The sequence below is a fragment of the Ruegeria sp. AM1 genome, assembly GCF_056540745.1.
Genome location: NZ_JBQFXH010000010.1, coordinates 14,866 through 31,753 on the forward strand (window position 1 = coordinate 14,866; position 16,888 = coordinate 31,753).

General features: G+C 55.7%; 17 protein-coding genes. 4 read left to right on the top strand and 13 right to left on the bottom strand.

What is annotated here, in order from left to right:
• Nucleotides 1-17 precede the first annotated feature (17 nt).
• Both ACR0I7_RS16445 and ACR0I7_RS16450 read right to left on the bottom strand, forming a co-directional pair.
• Nucleotides 18-839 carry an alpha/beta fold hydrolase gene (locus tag ACR0I7_RS16445; protein WP_480512917.1) on the bottom strand — a complete coding sequence of 274 codons (822 nt, stop codon included), beginning with the start codon at nucleotides 837-839 and terminating at the stop codon, nucleotides 18-20.
• Nucleotides 840-861: 22 nt separating this feature from the next.
• On the bottom strand, nucleotides 862-1,536 hold the full coding sequence (locus ACR0I7_RS16450; protein WP_480512919.1) for a class I SAM-dependent methyltransferase: 675 nt from the start codon (nucleotides 1,534-1,536) through the stop codon (nucleotides 862-864).
• A gap of 156 nt (nucleotides 1,537-1,692) precedes the next feature.
• Between ACR0I7_RS16450 and ACR0I7_RS16455 the strand changes: the two genes are divergently transcribed.
• A complete protein-coding gene (locus ACR0I7_RS16455) occupies nucleotides 1,693-2,850 on the top strand; it encodes an alpha/beta hydrolase (protein ID WP_480512920.1) in 1,158 nt (385 codons plus the stop codon).
• Between the two features lie 174 nt (nucleotides 2,851-3,024).
• Here ACR0I7_RS16455 and ACR0I7_RS16460 read toward each other — a convergent pair whose 3' ends face one another.
• On the bottom strand, nucleotides 3,025-3,468 hold the full coding sequence (locus tag ACR0I7_RS16460; RefSeq protein WP_480512922.1) for an Lrp/AsnC family transcriptional regulator: 444 nt from the start codon (nucleotides 3,466-3,468) through the stop codon (nucleotides 3,025-3,027).
• 132 nt (nucleotides 3,469-3,600) lie between these two features.
• On the opposite strand from ACR0I7_RS16460, the gene ACR0I7_RS16465 reads away from it, so the two are divergent.
• Complete coding sequence (locus ACR0I7_RS16465; protein WP_480512923.1) at nucleotides 3,601-4,221, top strand: LysE family translocator; 621 nt, start codon at nucleotides 3,601-3,603, stop codon at nucleotides 4,219-4,221.
• 13 nt (nucleotides 4,222-4,234) lie between these two features.
• Entirely contained in the window at nucleotides 4,235-5,122 is an 888-nt protein-coding gene (locus tag ACR0I7_RS16470) for an EamA family transporter (RefSeq protein ID WP_480512925.1), read from the top strand.
• 8 nt (nucleotides 5,123-5,130) lie between these two features.
• Here ACR0I7_RS16470 and ACR0I7_RS16475 read toward each other — a convergent pair whose 3' ends face one another.
• Nucleotides 5,131-5,943 (bottom strand): hypothetical protein, encoded by an 813-nt coding sequence (locus ACR0I7_RS16475; RefSeq protein ID WP_480512927.1) that lies wholly within the window; start codon nucleotides 5,941-5,943, stop codon nucleotides 5,131-5,133.
• 153 nt (nucleotides 5,944-6,096) lie between these two features.
• Here ACR0I7_RS16475 and ACR0I7_RS16480 point away from each other — a divergent pair, with 153 nt between their 5' ends.
• Entirely contained in the window at nucleotides 6,097-6,975 is an 879-nt protein-coding gene (locus ACR0I7_RS16480) for a LysR substrate-binding domain-containing protein (RefSeq protein WP_480512929.1), read from the top strand.
• A gap of 456 nt (nucleotides 6,976-7,431) precedes the next feature.
• On the opposite strand, the gene ACR0I7_RS16485 is transcribed toward ACR0I7_RS16480, so the two are convergent.
• From ACR0I7_RS16485 to tssH, 9 genes are all read right to left on the bottom strand, one after another.
• Nucleotides 7,432-7,977, bottom strand: coding sequence for an SMI1/KNR4 family protein (locus ACR0I7_RS16485; protein WP_480512931.1), 546 nt, complete (start codon nucleotides 7,975-7,977; stop codon nucleotides 7,432-7,434).
• Nucleotides 7,978-7,990: 13 nt separating this feature from the next.
• Nucleotides 7,991-8,998, bottom strand: a complete 1,008-nt coding sequence (locus tag ACR0I7_RS16490) for an HNH endonuclease (RefSeq protein ID WP_480512933.1) — start codon at nucleotides 8,996-8,998, stop codon at nucleotides 7,991-7,993.
• Nucleotides 8,999-9,002: 4 nt separating this feature from the next.
• Nucleotides 9,003-9,413 carry a hypothetical protein gene (locus tag ACR0I7_RS16495; RefSeq protein WP_480512935.1) on the bottom strand — a complete coding sequence of 137 codons (411 nt, stop codon included), beginning with the start codon at nucleotides 9,411-9,413 and terminating at the stop codon, nucleotides 9,003-9,005.
• Entirely contained in the window at nucleotides 9,410-10,159 is a 750-nt protein-coding gene (locus ACR0I7_RS16500; RefSeq protein ID WP_480512937.1) for a hypothetical protein, read from the bottom strand. Before ACR0I7_RS16500 ends, ACR0I7_RS16495 begins: the two co-directional genes overlap by 4 nt.
• Nucleotide 10,160: 1 nt before the next feature.
• Nucleotides 10,161-10,775 carry a DUF4123 domain-containing protein gene (locus ACR0I7_RS16505; RefSeq protein WP_480512939.1) on the bottom strand — a complete coding sequence of 205 codons (615 nt, stop codon included), beginning with the start codon at nucleotides 10,773-10,775 and terminating at the stop codon, nucleotides 10,161-10,163.
• Nucleotides 10,775-11,050, bottom strand: a complete 276-nt coding sequence (locus tag ACR0I7_RS16510) for a PAAR domain-containing protein (protein ID WP_480512941.1) — start codon at nucleotides 11,048-11,050, stop codon at nucleotides 10,775-10,777. Before ACR0I7_RS16510 ends, ACR0I7_RS16505 begins: the two co-directional genes overlap by 1 nt.
• A 136-nt stretch (nucleotides 11,051-11,186) precedes the next feature.
• Nucleotides 11,187-13,538, bottom strand: coding sequence for a type VI secretion system Vgr family protein (locus ACR0I7_RS16515; RefSeq protein ID WP_480512943.1), 2,352 nt, complete (start codon nucleotides 13,536-13,538; stop codon nucleotides 11,187-11,189).
• Between the two features lie 146 nt (nucleotides 13,539-13,684).
• Nucleotides 13,685-14,161: an Hcp family type VI secretion system effector gene (locus tag ACR0I7_RS16520; RefSeq protein ID WP_480512944.1), complete on the bottom strand. Its 477-nt coding sequence runs from the start codon at nucleotides 14,159-14,161 to the stop codon at nucleotides 13,685-13,687.
• A gap of 90 nt (nucleotides 14,162-14,251) precedes the next feature.
• Nucleotides 14,252-16,837: a type VI secretion system ATPase TssH gene (tssH, locus tag ACR0I7_RS16525; RefSeq protein ID WP_480512946.1), complete on the bottom strand. Its 2,586-nt coding sequence runs from the start codon at nucleotides 16,835-16,837 to the stop codon at nucleotides 14,252-14,254.
• Between the last annotated feature and the right edge of the window lie 51 nt (nucleotides 16,838-16,888).

The window sequence follows — 16,888 nt, forward strand, 5'->3', positions numbered from 1 at the left end:
GCGGCTGCAAAGTGAGCTTAATTTTGGGAACCCTGATTAAGTACCCTGTCCAACCAGGACCGGAAAGCCATTGCGTCCTTTGCTGGCCAGATGTGATCAGCTCCGGGAATTGGGTGACCAACTACGTTCTTGAGACGGGTGACCGCCTTGCTTGGGATTGTCCAGACATCTCCTGATTGCTCACCCCAAGCCACATGAAACGGCATCCGCAACGTTTCAAGTTCAGCGGCTGTCACCGAAATAAAGCGATGCTTGGCACTGAGCAAGGGGATCAGCGTATGCGCATTGTCTAAACAAATGTGGCGAAGGTTCGGCGGAAGCTTTCCGAGTGCTTCAGGCCCACCCACAGCGCCGATAAAGGCTTTTAACACTTTCAGTCTGTCGCCCGCTGCGGCGGCCTCCGCGACGGGAAAAAAGGTTTCCTGCATACTCAATTGGTGCATCGCGATATCCAGGGGTGCGCTGACAAGACTTGTTGAACTCGGTTCATAGACCGCAACGCCCGAGACTAAGTCAGGCCGGTCGACGCTCAGGCGCAGGGCGACATTCGCGCCATAGGACCAGCCCACAACAAAGACCGGGCCGCAATCAAGGCATTCGATGAGAGAGGCAAGATCATCCGCATGGGTTTTCTCTCTGAACTCCAACGCGGTTTTCGGCCAGTGGTATTGTCCGAACCACCGCAAGGTCGGAGCGATACATCTGTACCGCCGCGAAAGGTGCCGCACATGAGGCAGCCAGATTCGGTGATCGCAGGCCGCACCGTGGACGAACAACATAGGGGCTCCGGTGCCTTGATCAATACAGGGAAAATAGTCGGTGGATACGTTTATGGTCATGAAACTTGCTCCAGATAGGGGACTAGATGGACAGATGAAGATCGGGGCCTGTCGGGCAGCGGTCAGGACGTTCGCCGGGCTTCAACGGTCGGGCGTGCCCGGTTGTTTGCCAAGCGATTGGGAACGGGACGCCGCCAAGCTTGAAGGTGTCTGCATCGACACGAAACTTCGCGCATCGCAATTCGGTGGCCGCGCGGCGGTTCAACTGGCAGCCGCCCAGCAGCGAGGCCCAGGGTCGTTCAACGATATCCTGAACGCGAGAAATCCATGGCGTCGGTGCGCTGACATGCTCACAAAACAACACCTCGCCATCTGCGCGCAGCACACGCCGGACCTCGCTCAGCACGGCTGATACGTCCTGAACGGTGCAAAGCGTATAGGTCAGCACCACGGTGTCGATGCAGCTATCCGAAAGTGGCATATCCTCACCGAAGCCCTGCACCAGTTCGACCGGAATGCTTGACTGATCAGCCAGTTTCCATGCCATGTCCAAGCTGCTCTGACAGGGGTCCAGCCCGATGAGTTTCGTAACGCGACCCGCATCGTAAAGCGGAATGTTCAGCCCCGTGCCAATGCCCAAATCCAGAACGACGCCTTGCGCCTTGGGAACGATGCGTTTGCGTTGCCCTTCAAAGGCGCGCCCACCACAGCCACAATCGACAATGCGGGGAAGGATATGTTTATTATACAAAGACATGATTTTTCTCTCTGCTAGGTGACGCAGAAACCATGTCGGGGTTTGGCGTTGTGCACTTGGCGGAGGTCTGGAGAAGCAATGAAGAAACGCTGGATTTTCAGGTCTCCAGAATGCTCTGCGCAGGGCCGACCCAAAGATGTCTGAGGTTGGAAGGCTATGATCTACACCTTTTCCAACTGCACTCTGGACATCGACCGGCGCACGCTGGTGCGCGATGAGGTCGCGCAGCATATAGAACCTCAGGTCTTTGATCTTTTGGTTCTTTTGGTTCAGGCCGAAGGGCGGACCGTCACCAAAGACGAGATCGTCGCGCAAATCTGGGGTGGGCGGGCGATTTCGGACGATGCGATTACCAGTCGAATCAAAAGCGCGCGAAAGGCCATCGGCGATAATGGGCGCTCGCAGCGGTTTATTCGCACGCTACCGAAGATCGGGTATCGCTTTGACGGACAAGTGGATGCGCCGTCCGGCGATCCTCAACACCCTGTGCCCAACTCCGGCCATGAAACAAGAGCGCCCGAGATCGGCTATGTAACGGACCGAAAAGGCCGCTCTATCGGATATGCGGTTCACGGCGACGGCCCGCTGGTCATACTCCCTCCTTTCTGGGTAACCGCGTCTGACCTGTGGCATGATAATCCGGAAATCCAGGAGTTCTTTCTGACCCTGGGTAAAGGGTTACGCATATTACGTTATGACCGCCCGGGCTCGGGCCTTAGCTGTGATGCGCATCCAAACGAGACGCTGGAGGATGAGGTCGCGTTGCTGGAGGATATGGTCGAGGCGCTTGGCACCGATCGTTTTTCACTTGTGGCGATCTCGGCGGCGGGGCCTGTGGCCATCCGATACGCCGTTGCGCACCCCGCAAAGGTTGAACGCATTTGCTTCTATGGCTCCTATGGCTCGGGCAAGGATTTGGCTCCCCCGGAATCGCAAGCAATGCTGCTGGCGCTGATCCGAAGGCATTGGGGCGTCGGATCGCGCGCGCTCGCGGATATCTTCGTGCCTTCGGCGGATGCGGGAGACAGGCATCGTTTTGCGGCCCAGCAACGCGCTGCTGCGGACCCAGAACAGGCAGCTTCGATGCTGGAACTGAGTTGGCAGATTGATGCCAAACTCGATGCGCCCAAAGTCGATGTCCCGACTCTTGTACTGCATCGCCAGGAAGACCGCGCCGTTCCAATTGATCACGGGCAATGGTTGGCACGCTCGATCCCAGGTGCTCGGCTGCAGTTACTGCCCGGAGATGCACATGCACCTTGGTTCGGACCAATGGATATCGCAGTGCAGGCCAATTCATTTTTGCTTGAATAGCTATTCGTGTTCTGACTTCGGCCCACTGCGGACATTGAGCCGCAAACCCAGATGCTGCAGTCGCAGCCCATTTTGCAGTCATTCGCTGCAAGCGCGAACTCCGGGCTTCGTCGAACTCACATATCGCGGACAATGCGAGCCTTCGGCTCGATCATTCCAATGGCTGCTAAGGCTCTATAACGGAGGGGCGCGCATTCTGACGGGGCTCGACTTAACGACCGAGGTATTCGTTGTGGCCATCCGCCCGAATGTCTCAAGCAGTGGGTCCAGTTCTCCAATGTCTTTCAGCAGTAGGCGGGCCACAAAACCATCTTCACCGGTGACCTTGTCGCACTGAACGATCCGATCCGTGTCTTGGATCTGCTGCTCCAGCAGATGGCGTTTTCCGGGCAGCGGCCGAAATCGAACAACGGCCTCAAGGGAGTAACCTAAGGCTGCTGGTGAGACCTCAACCGAGAACCCTTGAACAATACCTCTGTCCTGCAAACGCCGGACGCGATCGCGGATTGTTGGCGAAGAGACACCCATTTCGGCAGCGAGGTTTTTCCAACTGATGCGCGCATCATTCACCAACGCGGTGAGAATGGCGCGATCAAGCTCATCCAGCACATCTTCCATACTGATGTGTTTAGCCCAAATTGCCTCCCTTTTCACGTACAAAATCGTCTATCTGCCTTCTATTCAGAAAACACTCTGCCCCACGCAAGTTGTACTTTGGCCCGGAAACACATCCAAACTCTAAGAGAGATCATGAACTGGGCACTTTGGGTATCCTTTGCGACAATCTCCGCCGTGAACATTGTCACACCAGGTCCGGCGAACCTGAATACGGTGCGGCGTGCGATGCAATTGGGCCTGACACAAGTTGCGCCCACAATAGTTGGCAATGCCTTGGGTCTGGCTGTAGGTGGCGTATTCTGTGCAGCGGGCATCTCGTCCTTTGTGATGGCGTCAGGTTTGCTCTGGTCTCTCTTTCAGTGGGTCGGCGTGGCTTATTTGGCTTGGCTCGGCGTCAAACTGTTGATCAGGAGAGAGACCCTGTCTTTAGGCTCTCAGGCCGCCGCTGCGGTGCCCGCCCGCGCGTTGTTTGCAGAGGCATTTTTGCTGGCAGTGACAAATCCGAAGGCACTGCTGTTTTATCTCGCGCTCTTCCCGCAGGTTCTCGACCCCAACAGCGCACTTTGGCCTCAATCAATTGTGCTGGTTCTGACCTATTGCGCATTGTCCATCCTGTCGCTCAGCACCTATGCCCTTTTGGCGGACAAGCTCCGCCCACGTTTTCTGACGCAGGGGCGCTATGACCGTTTCCGTATGTGGTCGGGCGTCGTCCTGCTGGGCTTTGCCGCAAAACTCGCTATCCAAGTCAGCTAAACGAGGCCCTGTCATGCTTGCTTTGTCCTATCTCGCGGCTTTTGCCGCTTCGACTGGGTGGGCGACTGGTACGGTTCTCGCGGAACAGCCCGCCCGCGCCCTTGGTTCTTTTGCGTTCATCCGCATCCAAGTTGTCGCCTGCGCCGCGATCCAAGCATGCCTGTGTTCAGTGTTTTCGCTTTGGTCGACAGCGTCCACTGCCCATTGGTCTGCTTATGCCGTGTCGACGGCGGCTATGCTGGTGGGGCTGCTGTCCTTCACAACCTGCCTGCGCGTCGGGGGCGCGCGGCGGGCTGAAGTTGTGTTCTCGCTACGCGCTCTTCTCGTGGCGGCAATGGCATTTGCTTGGCTCGGAGAAACACTCAGCATCACGGATGCGCTTGGTGGTCTCATTTGCCTAGCTGGCGTCTTAGTCGCGATTCTGTCGAAGCGCGCAGATGGAGAAGGGATACCCGGCGGCGCGGGAAAGGTGGCTCTCTTCATGGGCATCGGACTGGTGGGTGTGACGTGCCAAGGCCTTTCTTTCCTTGCCGTAAAACCCGCTTTGGAGGGTGGGACGAACCCGCTCGCGGTTTCGGCTATCCAACTTGGCGGTGCTTCTGCCATTGTCACGCTGGTCGCGCTCTTGGCGGTAGGTACCTTGCGGTCACCGATGCAGTTGACGCCATTCTTGGTGTTTCGGACCATTTTGCCTGGGGTCATCGGATACGTGTTCGCGTCCTCTGCCCTTTTGTATGCTTTTGCGACATTGGAGGCGGGCGTCGCTGCAGTCCTGGGGTCTCTTGCACCTGTCCTTGTGATCCCGATTCAAGCGGTAAGAGACCGTGAGTACCCTGGGGTAAAAACGGTCATAGGGGCTGTCATCGCTGTGATTGGTGCCGCTGCGATTGTGATGAATTAGTGTTAGAATTAGCGTGCAACTCTTCTTCGGACCTCACTCCGATTCATCAGAGTTTTGAAGCACTTTAGCCCACCAAGGTAGATGCCAGCACACCCAAAACCGATCAGGGTCGCATAAAGCACGCCCAGGTCGGGGAATAGTATCGTGACACAAGCCAGATAGATACCGGTTGAGAGAAATGAGATTCCGAACCCCTTGATCATCGCAAATGCCGCTGCCCGGCCATGGCTCGAATGCAAAATGACAAGCAGAGGGACCAGCGTCACGGGAAACGGTGAAAACACACCGGCCCATTTGGGGCCGACGAGATCGACCATCTCCGTCACGGCGATGACAACCAGCGATGCCAGCAGCATGCGGGCGAACAGAACGCCGGGCGCCACCGTGACGGATTTGCATTTTGAGCGCGCGGGAATGGCTCTGAGCTGGAAGTTAATGATGCTTGTCGTGGCGAGCAAAAACAGGATTGCCAGTGGAAAGCTCCACGAGATGTTTGCAACACCTGCCGCGACAACGAAATAGACGATCAGGGCGAGCGTCAGGTTGGTCTTAAATCTGAACTCTCCGGGCAACCGGGAACCGATCAGATAGTAAGTGTAGGCAAAGATCGGGTTTATTGACAATGCCGCCAGGGAATAAAGCGAGGCTTGTGACGCCAGAACTGGTCCGTTCTCGGCAGCGATAAATGAGACAACGATAGCCGTCCCAATTGGAAACCCTGTGAGGATACCCGCGAGCCTGGGGTTTCCTCGATCCGCGATGAACCCAAGAATGAGGACGCTAAGCGCAGACACGATGATTTTCAGGAAGAGAAGGGTCACGCATGGCTCCTGGGGGTGAGTTTTTGGGCCAGAGACAATCAGGCCGGAAATTCTTCAAAATCCCGAGATATATGAACCAGACCCGTCGTCTTGACGAATGGTGTTTCCCGCCCTTAGCCTGAAGAAAAACTTTAGCCTTAACACGGTCGAGATATGCGCTTGAACCTAAATTCGCTCAGGATGTTTGATGCTGCCGCCCGCCACTTGACCTTTCGGAAAGCAGGGGAGGAGCTCAATCTTACTCAAAGCGCGGTCGCGGACCGTGTGCGCCAGCTCGAAGACGCGCTTGGCCGTCCCCTGTTCCTTAGGCAGGCCAGAGGTCTGGCGTTAACAGAAGACGGTTGCGCGTATCACGCCAGGATCAAACGCGCCCTCTCAATAATTGAGAAGGCGACCGAAGACATTTCCCATCAGCCTGAGACAGCCGTGTCCATCAGCGTGACACCGTCATTTGCTGCAAAATGGCTCGTGCACAGATTGGGCGATTTCAGCGAAGAAAACCCCGATATCGATCTGCGTATCGAGGCGTCAGACAGACCAGCAGATGTTGGAGCTGGACAGATAGACATAGCGGTACGCTTTGGAGCTTCGCCCTACGTTCCAGACAAAGCAGTGAGATTGTTTTCGCCAATCAGGCTTTGCGCCGTCTGCACTCCGGCGTTGGCTGGCCGTATCGGTCAAGTTTCATCACCGGAACGCCTGTTCGAACAGCATCTGGTTGAAGATGGGCAAATGCGATGGAGCGCGCTTGCAGATAAGATGCACGTCACATTGCGACACAAACCCAAGCGGCTCAACCAAACGTCGCTTGCAGTCGAAGCGGCCAAGTCAGGAGCGGGGATCGCCCTTGTGCCATATGTCCTGGTCACGTCCGAATTGAAATCGCAGGAACTGGTAGAAATATGGAAGAGCACCCATGACTCTCCGGAAGCGTACCATTTGATCTCTCCCAAATACCCGACAGAGGTGCAAAAACGCGTTGTCGAATGGATGACCGCCGAGGTCGAAAACCACTCCTGCCAGGAAGACTGAAGAGGTCGGGCATTTCGAATCCATTCTGGCTGCATACAAGAGAGCTGCGGTCCGAAGCCGTGAACGCTACCAGGATGCGGCACTTCAACCCAGACCGACAAATTGCGTGGACCGGACATTGGCGCATCATGCAGCATCAAGCACTTTGGGCTCGAAACCGACCTCAGACCGTTGATCTCCCACGAGAGAACCCGGCGAGAAGAAACGGTGCATCAGTTAAACGGGCATCACTTCGAACATCTACCAATACGTCGCTTAGGAACGTGGCATCGTCTCAAGAAGGTGCTAGCGGGCAGAAGCTTACATGGGGCTGCACAGTTTCTCGGTGCAGGCGATAAACTGTTTCAAGGGCTCGTCGCCGATGGAATGATCAAAAAAAATCAGAAACCGTATCTTTGCCAACACTCGCTCAGATAGCTTATCGTGCCTTGAGCGTTCAGAACCTATGCTAGTAGCTCACGCGAAATCCGTCATCGGGCGGAGATCGCGAAGGAACTCTGCCAGCGACGGCGCTACATAGCCAATGCCCAGCGTGTTGTCGCCCTCACCCCACGGGTCATAGGCAAGACCCCATATGTAGATCGCGTTGTTGTCAGGGTTGAGACCATCCATGAGAAGGTGGGATCTACCTCCCTCTGCCAAGCCCATGAAGATGTAGCCAGGAGTGATTCTGCCTGGCTGAAGCTTCTCCAAATCTTCGCCATATCGCTTCTCTAGGAAAGCAGTCGTCTCTTCAATCATGCGTTCCGATGAGAGTTTTCCGACACTCAACATTTCAAGATGGGTCATACCACCACCTTCGAGTGTGACACTAAAGGCATTATTGATCTCCGCGCCTAAAAAACCATACGTCAGAAGAAAATCCCGAAGCTGATGCGGCATCTTCAATTCGGTGGCCGTTTCAAACGCGGAGATATCTTGCTCCGACCACTGATCACCTTCGTCAAACTCCATGTCACCACGTGCCTGCATCGACCGGAAGGCGTTTTCTATTTCTGTCATCTTTAAAACCTTTCTAGAATGTCTCGCGGTCGCGCATCATCGAGGCACCACCTTGATGCGGTACGTTTTTGTGCACGTCAGTATCGATCAGCTGCATCGTCGTTCCATCTTCTTTGTGATGCCATGTCCATACGTCTTCCATTTTTGACGCATTCCATTTGCGGCCCTGGCGTTCTGACATCGCCTGCCGGGCCTGCCCAAAATCGCCGATTGTTCCATCAGTTCGAACCCCGTCGTTGTTGCCTCTCATATTTGAGATTTCGACCTCTATTGGCTTACCATCAGACCCCTTGCGTACAAACGGTGAAAAATCGGGGAAACCGTCTTTAAACTCAATTCCCTTTTGTCCCGGGTACTTTTTCAATGCCTTGGCAAGATCTGATCCTTCGTCCGGAATCCAAGTGCCATTGCCTGGTTTGCCTTTCCATTTGCCTCCCGACGACGGCAGCCGGCCTGCACCCACTGTGTTGTTTTGAAGTTCCGCGAGCTCTTTCTGCTGTTGCCGGCGACAGGCAGCCGTATTGCAATCCTTGAACTTCTTCATAATCGCCCGGCGTTTCATCTCACGCTGCAAACGCCAGTATCGCTTGGCCGCCGCCCGGCGGATGTTCATAATCTCGCCGGATGTGCGCGCGGCAGCGCGTAGCGCGTCGGTCCCCGCATTTACGACCCGGCGGGCCTGACTGACCACCTCTTGCGAAACCTTCAGCGCATCATTCAGAGCACCGGCGGTTTTCAGAGCCTTGCCCCCACGCACTGCCCCCTTGATCCCGTCACCCACCACCGGCACAAAACCAACAAGATCCAGCGCCGCGCCCCACCAGTCGCCTTTGGCAACCGAACGCCCCAGCGAGGCGAAATCGCACGCGATGCCAACACCGGGAACCGAACTGCAAGCTGTCAGCGCCAGATCCGTCCCTACCTCAGCGATCTGCGCATTGAGGTCATCCAGTTCCTTCTGCGCGCGGTCTACGCGGGCCTGCCCCCAATTGTTAAGTTCTCCGGTTTCCAGATTTCCCATGGGGCTATCCTTTCATTGGGGGCAGATCGGTGTCGAACCAGCAGGAGCGGTTGTTGTCCACGATCACATCCACAGCGAGTTCTTCGTCAATCTTGTAGAAAGCATCGATTTTATCCGCAGGCGACAACGCCGGATCAGTCGCGATATCGACAAAGCCCGGATACTTCCAGAAACACGGCCCGAGGTTCCACATCAAAGTTACGAATTCGAACTGTGCTTCGGTGGTATCAATCCCGAAATGACGTGCAATGCTGCGCCCTGAGATGACCTGCTTTTTCAGGTCTTCCGGATCGCGTAGGTCCAGATGTTCGGGGATCATGTCTGGCATGAACTCATCAACATACCAATCCGCAAAGTCCCGATCATCTGCAAGATAGGCATCCCGGCTGCGCTCGGCATCGAACTCGAATGTCATGCAATATTCTCCTGGGTCGCGCCCGCTCCGTCCGGCGGGCGATAGCGGAAGCCGAAATCAAAATCCCCACCGCTGTTCCATTTGAACAGGCATGGATCTGTGCTCAGGCTGAATGGATTCAGTTCGATTACCGTGACAGGTCGTTTGCCCGGATCGGTTTCTAACAAAACATCCATCACAACACGGTCCAGCGGGAGATGGGAAAGCGCCTCACCTGCAAAGTTGCGCAGGCGCGTTTCGATGCCCAAGGCATCAGCGTGAATCTCGGGGAAAACTTCGGTATGAGCGTATTGTGAAATGCCGATGAGTTGTTTGTCATAGACAAACATCCGAAACTCTGTCCACGGTGCTATGTCACGCCACGGTATTGCAAAAAGAGCCGCCGCACGTTTCGCGCGTCGGGCCTCGTCCAGCAGTTTTCCGGCACGCGGGTTGCGGCGGCGCAGAAGCGACCAGATACCGGCGATATCGTTAAGCGGAAACTGCCGCGCTCCGGCTTGCTTGAAACTCGAAAAAGAGCTGCGCAGAAACAAGGGGCCGTCCAGAACCTCGAAAGCATCCTGCAAGTCGCTCCAGAAAGCATCGCTTAGGACGCTGCTATCAGATGTGGCTTCGATGCCGAGCAGCAGATCGATCAAACGATCCCGATCGTCGGGCACGAGCGGGATGTCAACCGTCTCATCCATCCATTGGCCAAACGCACCAAGCGTCATCAGATGATCGACCCCCAGACCCGCACCAACCATCTCAGACGATCTCTTTACTCTTTTCGCCGGATGATAAAACCATGTTCACCTTCAAACCGTCTTGCTCAGCAAAACTCATGATACGAATGCCGTCCTCATCCTCCACCAGAACCTGATCGATACCGTTGAAAAACCGGGCAAGCTCAGGCGTCTCGAATATGGGCAGATATTGTCGCAAGGTCTTGGGTCGGTAGAACTTGAAGAACATACGTCCACTGTCGGGGGTCTGCACATAGAGGTGCATCTTCAATCGAGTTTTCAGCTTGGTCAGCGGCAGCGGAGAGCGCAAAAACGTACCCCAATTGTTTTTCCAGCCCTCGGAAACAAACCATTCAAAGGTCTCGCCATGACGATTGAGCTTCACGAGCCAAGGTGCAACCTCGCTCAGATCTTCGTAGACCGCGCCATCAAATAGGCATCGTGCGTTGTCACCAAAGCCTTCCAGATAGGTTTCGATCTCGGGGCTCGCTGCAGCGTCAATCAACAGATATGCGTACAACCCTTGTTCGGTGTTGTTGCCTGGCACATCAAATAACAGCGCATCAAGCTGATCATAGAGTGCCTCTTGATCGGGGTCATGCGGGAACAGGGCCTGGTAATCAATCGCGTCCTCCATCAGCCCACCTTGATGCTTGCTTTTCCGGTGGTGATAGCGCCGCCATGGGCGGTCAGATCGCCCACTCGCATGACAGCCTTACCGTTGATGCGTACGCTTGACGCCCCCAAGACCATCGGATCGGTGTCGGGCTTAACGCATTGGCAGGCTCCCCCCTCCACTGCGATGGGCACACCATTCAGTTTCACGTGTTCCTGGCCAGCGCTGGTGATCGGCCCGACGCCATGGTGCGGGCAGCTATGCAAATCATCCAGGGTCGCAACTGGTTTAGACATCATTCACTCCTGCGAATTTCAAAAAATTCAAAGTGGTTACCTCACACTTGGAACCTTCTGGTGATAAGCCCACCAGCGATCTCACCCAATCGCCTGCAAATCTGCGCATTCAATCGACGGGGACTGTTCCCACCCCTTAAGCTTCCTTGTTTTTGGGGCATTCCTGCACAAATGGTTTGTCCGATTTCAACGCCGCGACCTGATCTGGTGCACCAGACGTGAAGTCGACCTGAGGTGATTTCACCTTGAAATGGTTGGTCTTGATGGTGACACCCGAACTGTCGATGATAATCGTGCCACCCGGCCCACCGATGACAAATTTCTCTTTGGCGTGAAGCACATGTTTCACCGTGCGCCCAAAGATCGAACGTTTGACCTCGTAGTCGTAGTCTTCACCCACAACGAGCTTCTTGGTCTTGCCAACCGAGGTACTTTGAATGTTTCCGATCACCGTATTTTTGGCGACACCGATATGCTCGGTGCGCGCGACGCCAACTGTATCAGTCCGGAACCGTTCGACGAAGGTGTTGAGTATCCCCGATCCACCAATCAGCCCTGCGACTTTGGACGCCAAAGAGGCCGCTTCTTTGGCCTGCGCCACACCCTGACCCTGGCGGTGACCGCCCGAGCCAGAGAAACCGCCATTGCCCATAAGCATGGTCATTTCACGCGCCACATTTGCGGTTCCCGTGAAATCTGACGCAATGGACGATATCGGCTCAGCGCCTAATTTCTGTCCAGCCTTACGGAACATCTTGCCGCCAGCCTGCATCAACGGCACTAGCAGCGACAGCATCTGCAAACCCGCTCCGCCAACGCTGACGTTTTTGTTGCGGCCAATCTGCTCAACTGCGTTAGCTCCGATCTGGAGGCTGGCATTGCTACCGATCGTCTCGATCCGGTTTGCTCCGACATTGGCGCTCTGGTTATTGAGCACCTTTTGCGTCATGTCCTTCTGAGCGTGTAGAAACAGATCTTCACGACCTTGTTCATCCTCAAACGAAAGCTCATTGAAACCGCCGCCCTTATGGGTGTTAGACCTCAGAACGGTCCTGGTTTTGTTCATCGGCAGGTCATAGGGCACTTTCTGTTTTTCGTTCGGTACCACACCTGTCACGACCGGGCGGTCCGGATCGCCATCAAGATAGGTTACCATTACCTCCATCCCGATACGGGGGATCACCTGACCGCCCCAGCCTGCACCGGCCCAGTTTTGCATTACACGCACCCATGCCGTGTCCGACCCATCCTTCTTCGCACGCCGATCCCATGGAAACCAAAGCTTGATGCGACCATGCGTGTCGGGATGTATCTCTTCACCCGAAGGTCCAGCCACAATCGCAACCTGGGTTCCATCAATGCGCGGGCGTGGGGTGGCCCGGTGAGGTGTCGCAGGCACATTCGCAGGCAAAGCAAGAAAACGGTTGGTATAGTCCGGCTGACCCCCACCAGTTTCGTAGCTGGCATCAATGGCCTCGTGCTCGATCGCCAGGACCACCTGCTCATCAAAGACATTCTCGGGATTGGCCACATCGTAAGGTGTGAACTTGCTACCCGCCGCCAACGTGCGGGTGTTTGACGCCCCATCAACTCTTTGGTGGTCAGCCTCCGTCGCCTGCATCCGCAGCTTCATCTGCCGCTCCATCGCAGCATTGTCGATCGCGTCCGACGCCTGTCCGGTACCGTAGCCCCCGACAGTCTGAAACTCATAGAGTTCGTAGCTTCCGTTTTTGGGCAGATTCAACAAGCTGGGTGCACCGCCCTCAGGCACCATGCCGGGTGTCTGAAAGTTCCAGTCCCGCGCAGTCCGCACCCCTGGTGTGTAGCTGAACGAGGTTTCGAAACGGTTTATGTGGTTGCGATCAGTTGATCCATGCGCGAACCGCACCCGCTCACCACCCGAATATCCGGCGACATGAGATGCAATGTGCAGAACATGCTGGCCTGCCTCATGTTCGAACCAGTAGAAAATCCCATCCTCTTCAAGACGCCTCGTCAGATAGGCAAGATCGGATTCGTTGTACTGCACGGAATAGTGCTGCGGCTTGGGAGGCGTCACAATACCGCCCGCCACGGGCGCAGGCAAACCATGTTCGGCCAGTAGCGTTTCGCAAACTTCTACGCTGCTCTTGTCCAGCCATATCCGGCAATCCGAGCGCTGGCAGAGCAGCCACATCTGAGGCCGCAATGTCAGCCGATAAGACTGCAATCCGCGTGTGATCTTGGGACCCATTGTCATATTGGTGACCAGAGCATTCCAGACCCTACGCGCGCCACCGCCAAGCTCGAGGCTGACGTCTGCCAGCTTCCCGATAATCTGAGCCGGCGCCAGGTTATCCCGCTTGGAACGAAGTTGCAGCGTCCCCTCGAACAAGGTGTTTACCCCCTCGTTCAGCACGAGCCGTTCTGCCAAAAGCTGGTCTGCCCCTAGCAAACCGTCAATGCGCAATATGCGTTCTGCCTGAACAAACTCGGATGACGCATTCATTTGCTACACCTTGCAGCTTGGACCTGTCCTATTACCGCCACACACAACAGGTCGGGAGGGGATCAAAAAAGTGTAAAACGGGTGGTCGCTCGTTCCACAATATCCGGACCACACCCAACGGCGCGGTCCGGAAAGGTGTAACTGAATCAAGCCGCCTTGGTGGTCGACAGATCGTAGGATGCGATCATCGGCGACATCGGCTTGTGCTGATCGTCGTGCGGGATGTACTTAACTTCCATCTTCGTGAAGTTCAGCTTGATGGTTTCAACCGGACGGTCTCCGGTGCTGTCGACCGAATAGTTCGAAACCAGTGTGTTGGTCAGCTTGTATTCAATGTAGGTATCGCCCGGGTTACCGGTGGTGACCAGGTGAATAGTTGTGTTTTTGCCGGTGCGACCAGTGCAGGCTTCGGCGAAAAGCTTGGTGGACGAACTGTCGCTCACCTTGGTCAGGACAACCTCGCTAACGGTGGGCTCAGAAGCTTCACGGTTTGCGGTCGAGCCCGCGGAAGTGTTCATGTTGCGCGCCACATTCCAATGGATCGATTCAATATCCATCCAGTCTTTGTGGGTTTCATGGGTCGCATCACCGGGGATTCCGTCCAGTTGCAGGTAAATAGGCATTCAAAGCTCCAATAGTTTTCTAGCACCAGTAGGTTTAACGATCTTCCGAGCACCGAAGGGGCGAGGCAGGTTAAATAGCGAATTGTCCCTTCAGCTCACACTGCGCCGATTGGGAGCGGACGTACTGACAACAAAGCCCCCCTCCATATCGACGATCACTGATCGCGGAGTCTTTCCCCGCGCTAGCGATTCCAAAAAATAGTCTGCCAGTTTCGGCATGAGTTCTCGTGCAATCAACGCCTCAATCGCGCGAGCGCCCGTGTCGCCCATATCCGCGCGGTCGATCAGCGCCTGACGCGCGTTTTCGGTTGTTTTGAAGGATGCGCCGTAGGTCTCAGATAGGCGTTCGGCGATCTTTGCCAGCTGAAGGTCAACGATCCCAGCCAGCACTTCACGACTGAGCGGCAAGTAGGGCAACAGAGATGTGCGACCCAGAAATGCCGGTTTGAACACCTGAACTAGTTCGGGGCGCAAAACCTCGACCAGAGCATCCCCTTCAGGCATGGCATCCGGATCCTCGGAGAGAGTGGCCAATGTTTCAGTGCCGGTGTTGGCTGTCATCAAAATCGTGGTGTTGCGGAAATCGACATCGCGCCCCTCGCCATCGCGCAGCGTACCCTTGTCGAAAACCTGATAAAAAATCTCCTGCACGCCAGGATGCGCTTTGTCGATTTCATCAAGAAGCAAGACGCTGTAGGGCCGCCGGCGCACCGCCTCGGTCAGAACACCACCCTCGCCGTAGCCGACGTAACCCGGGGGAGACCCCATCAGCAGCGAGACTTTGTGCTCTTCCTTGAACTCCGACATGTTGATGACGGTCAGCGCCTGTGGCCCGCCATAGAGTTCATCCGCAAGCGCCAGCGCCGTTTCGGTCTTGCCGATTCCCGACGTACCCAGCATCAAAAAAACGCCCTGCGGTCGACGTGGATCGCGCAGATCAGCCCGCGCCACTTTCATGGCATTCGCCAACGCATCAAGTGCATTATCCTGCCCCAGAACACGTGCCTTCAAGCGCTCGGCAAGCGACGAAACCATGGAAATTTCACTGCGCATCAACCGTCCGGTAGGGATCCCGGTCCAGCGCCCAACCACCGAAGCAATAGCCTCGGCATCGACCACACGATGGACCAGAGGGACATCGCCCGCTTCCTTGGCCAATGCACGTTCGGCCTGCGCCAAACGTTTCATCGCATCTTCACTGTCTTCTGCTTCAATGGCGTCTGCCACCGTGGCAAGTTCCCTCTGCCGAGACAGGCGTTTTTCCAAAACCACGGCCTCGGACTCGGCCTGTTGAAGATCAGATTTCAACGATTTCAGACGCGCCGGAAGACCCTTGGTGAGAGGCTCCAACGCAAGAGCATCGATTTCGGACCTCAGGCTTTCGATCTCATGCAACCGCTGCTCCAACGCTTCGGGCTGGGTCTCGCGACTCATGCTTACGGCTGCTGCGGCTGTATCAATCAAGCTGACGGCTTTGTCCGGCAACTGACGCTCGGGAAGGAAACGCTCCGAAAGCTCGACTGCGGCACGCAACGCGCCGTCGCGTATGATGACGCCGTGATGATCACGAAACTTGGGCACTACAGCGCGCATCATGCGAATGGCCGTCTCGGTATCAGGCTCGTCCACCTTGACAGTCTGAAACCGCCGCGTCAGCGCAGGATCTTTCTCAAAGTACTTCTTGTATTCCGACCATGTGGTCGCCGCAATTGTGCGCAATTCACCCCGGGCCAGCGCCGGCTTAAGGATATTCGCCGCATCACCCTGACCAGCTGTACCGCCTGCACCAATCATCATATGCGCCTCGTCGATGAACAGGATGATTGGGTCTTCGCTGGCCTTGACCTGATCGATCAGTCCCTTGAGCCTGCGCTCAAACTCACCCTTTACGCCGGCACCGGCCTGCAAGAGGTTCATGTCCAATATGTATAGCGTCACATCCGACAGCCGCGGCGGTGCGTTCCCCTGAGCAATCGCCAGCGCCAGGGCCTCAACGACGGCAGTCTTTCCGACGCCTGCTTCACCAACCAGAATCGGGTTGTTCTGACGCCGTCGGATCAGGATATCGATCACCTGACGCAACTCTGAGTTGCGCCCCACCATTCGATCAATCCGTCCCTGCCGGGCCTCCATGGTCAAGTTGGTTGCAAACTGCGCCAGAAAGTCCTCGCCGTCTGTACCGGCGGAATGAACTGCAGGAAATTGCGCCTGCGGCTCTTCTCTGACCTGCATCGCTGCCTCTTCGACAGCGCCTTGTTTCAGGTTCAAAAACGCGGGAGCTGTGCCGCGCAAAACTGTGCGCAGCTCATCGTCGGTAAGAAGGGTCAGCAGAAGTATTTCTGGAGTAATCTGCGTCGCGCCCAACTTGAGCGACGCAACCACCCATGCCTCGCGCGCGAGTGCAACAACAGAACGGGACATTGCCGGTGCTCCGGAATGGCCACGGGCTTTGTTCTCGACAGAATCATGAAGTTGATCGCCGATTTTTGCGACGTCGCCACCAGCGATCTGCACCAAATCGCGAAACACACCTACTTCCAACAGTGAGCTCAACCAGTGCCCTAAATCGATCACTTCATGAGAGTATCGAACGGCCATGGACGCTGCAAATTCAAGGGCGGTAGAAGCATCGGGAGAAAGCTTTTTAATCAATGTATGCAAATCAAGCGATGACATCTAACAAAAACAACTTTCAATTGATTATAAAGACATACGAAATATTTAAAG

What these genes read in the sequence shown, in the direction of transcription:
- ACR0I7_RS16445 (WP_480512917.1), bottom strand. Translation starts at nt 839, where the DNA reads ATGACCATAAACGTATCCACCGACTATTTTCCCTGTATTGATCAAGGC.
- ACR0I7_RS16450 (WP_480512919.1), bottom strand. Translation starts at nt 1,536, where the DNA reads ATGTCTTTGTATAATAAACATATCCTTCCCCGCATTGTCGATTGTGGC.
- ACR0I7_RS16455 (WP_480512920.1), top strand. Translation starts at nt 1,693, where the DNA reads ATGATCTACACCTTTTCCAACTGCACTCTGGACATCGACCGGCGCACG.
- ACR0I7_RS16460 (WP_480512922.1), bottom strand. Translation starts at nt 3,468, where the DNA reads ATGGAAGATGTGCTGGATGAGCTTGATCGCGCCATTCTCACCGCGTTG.
- ACR0I7_RS16465 (WP_480512923.1), top strand. Translation starts at nt 3,601, where the DNA reads ATGAACTGGGCACTTTGGGTATCCTTTGCGACAATCTCCGCCGTGAAC.
- ACR0I7_RS16470 (WP_480512925.1), top strand. Translation starts at nt 4,235, where the DNA reads ATGCTTGCTTTGTCCTATCTCGCGGCTTTTGCCGCTTCGACTGGGTGG.
- ACR0I7_RS16480 (WP_480512929.1), top strand. Translation starts at nt 6,097, where the DNA reads ATGCGCTTGAACCTAAATTCGCTCAGGATGTTTGATGCTGCCGCCCGC.
- ACR0I7_RS16485 (WP_480512931.1), bottom strand. Translation starts at nt 7,977, where the DNA reads ATGACAGAAATAGAAAACGCCTTCCGGTCGATGCAGGCACGTGGTGAC.
- ACR0I7_RS16490 (WP_480512933.1), bottom strand. Translation starts at nt 8,998, where the DNA reads ATGGGAAATCTGGAAACCGGAGAACTTAACAATTGGGGGCAGGCCCGC.
- ACR0I7_RS16495 (WP_480512935.1), bottom strand. Translation starts at nt 9,413, where the DNA reads ATGACATTCGAGTTCGATGCCGAGCGCAGCCGGGATGCCTATCTTGCA.
- ACR0I7_RS16500 (WP_480512937.1), bottom strand. Translation starts at nt 10,159, where the DNA reads ATGGTTGGTGCGGGTCTGGGGGTCGATCATCTGATGACGCTTGGTGCG.
- ACR0I7_RS16505 (WP_480512939.1), bottom strand. Translation starts at nt 10,775, where the DNA reads ATGGAGGACGCGATTGATTACCAGGCCCTGTTCCCGCATGACCCCGAT.
- ACR0I7_RS16510 (WP_480512941.1), bottom strand. Translation starts at nt 11,050, where the DNA reads ATGTCTAAACCAGTTGCGACCCTGGATGATTTGCATAGCTGCCCGCAC.
- ACR0I7_RS16515 (WP_480512943.1), bottom strand. Translation starts at nt 13,538, where the DNA reads ATGAATGCGTCATCCGAGTTTGTTCAGGCAGAACGCATATTGCGCATT.
- ACR0I7_RS16520 (WP_480512944.1), bottom strand. Translation starts at nt 14,161, where the DNA reads ATGCCTATTTACCTGCAACTGGACGGAATCCCCGGTGATGCGACCCAT.
- tssH (WP_480512946.1), bottom strand. Translation starts at nt 16,837, where the DNA reads ATGTCATCGCTTGATTTGCATACATTGATTAAAAAGCTTTCTCCCGAT.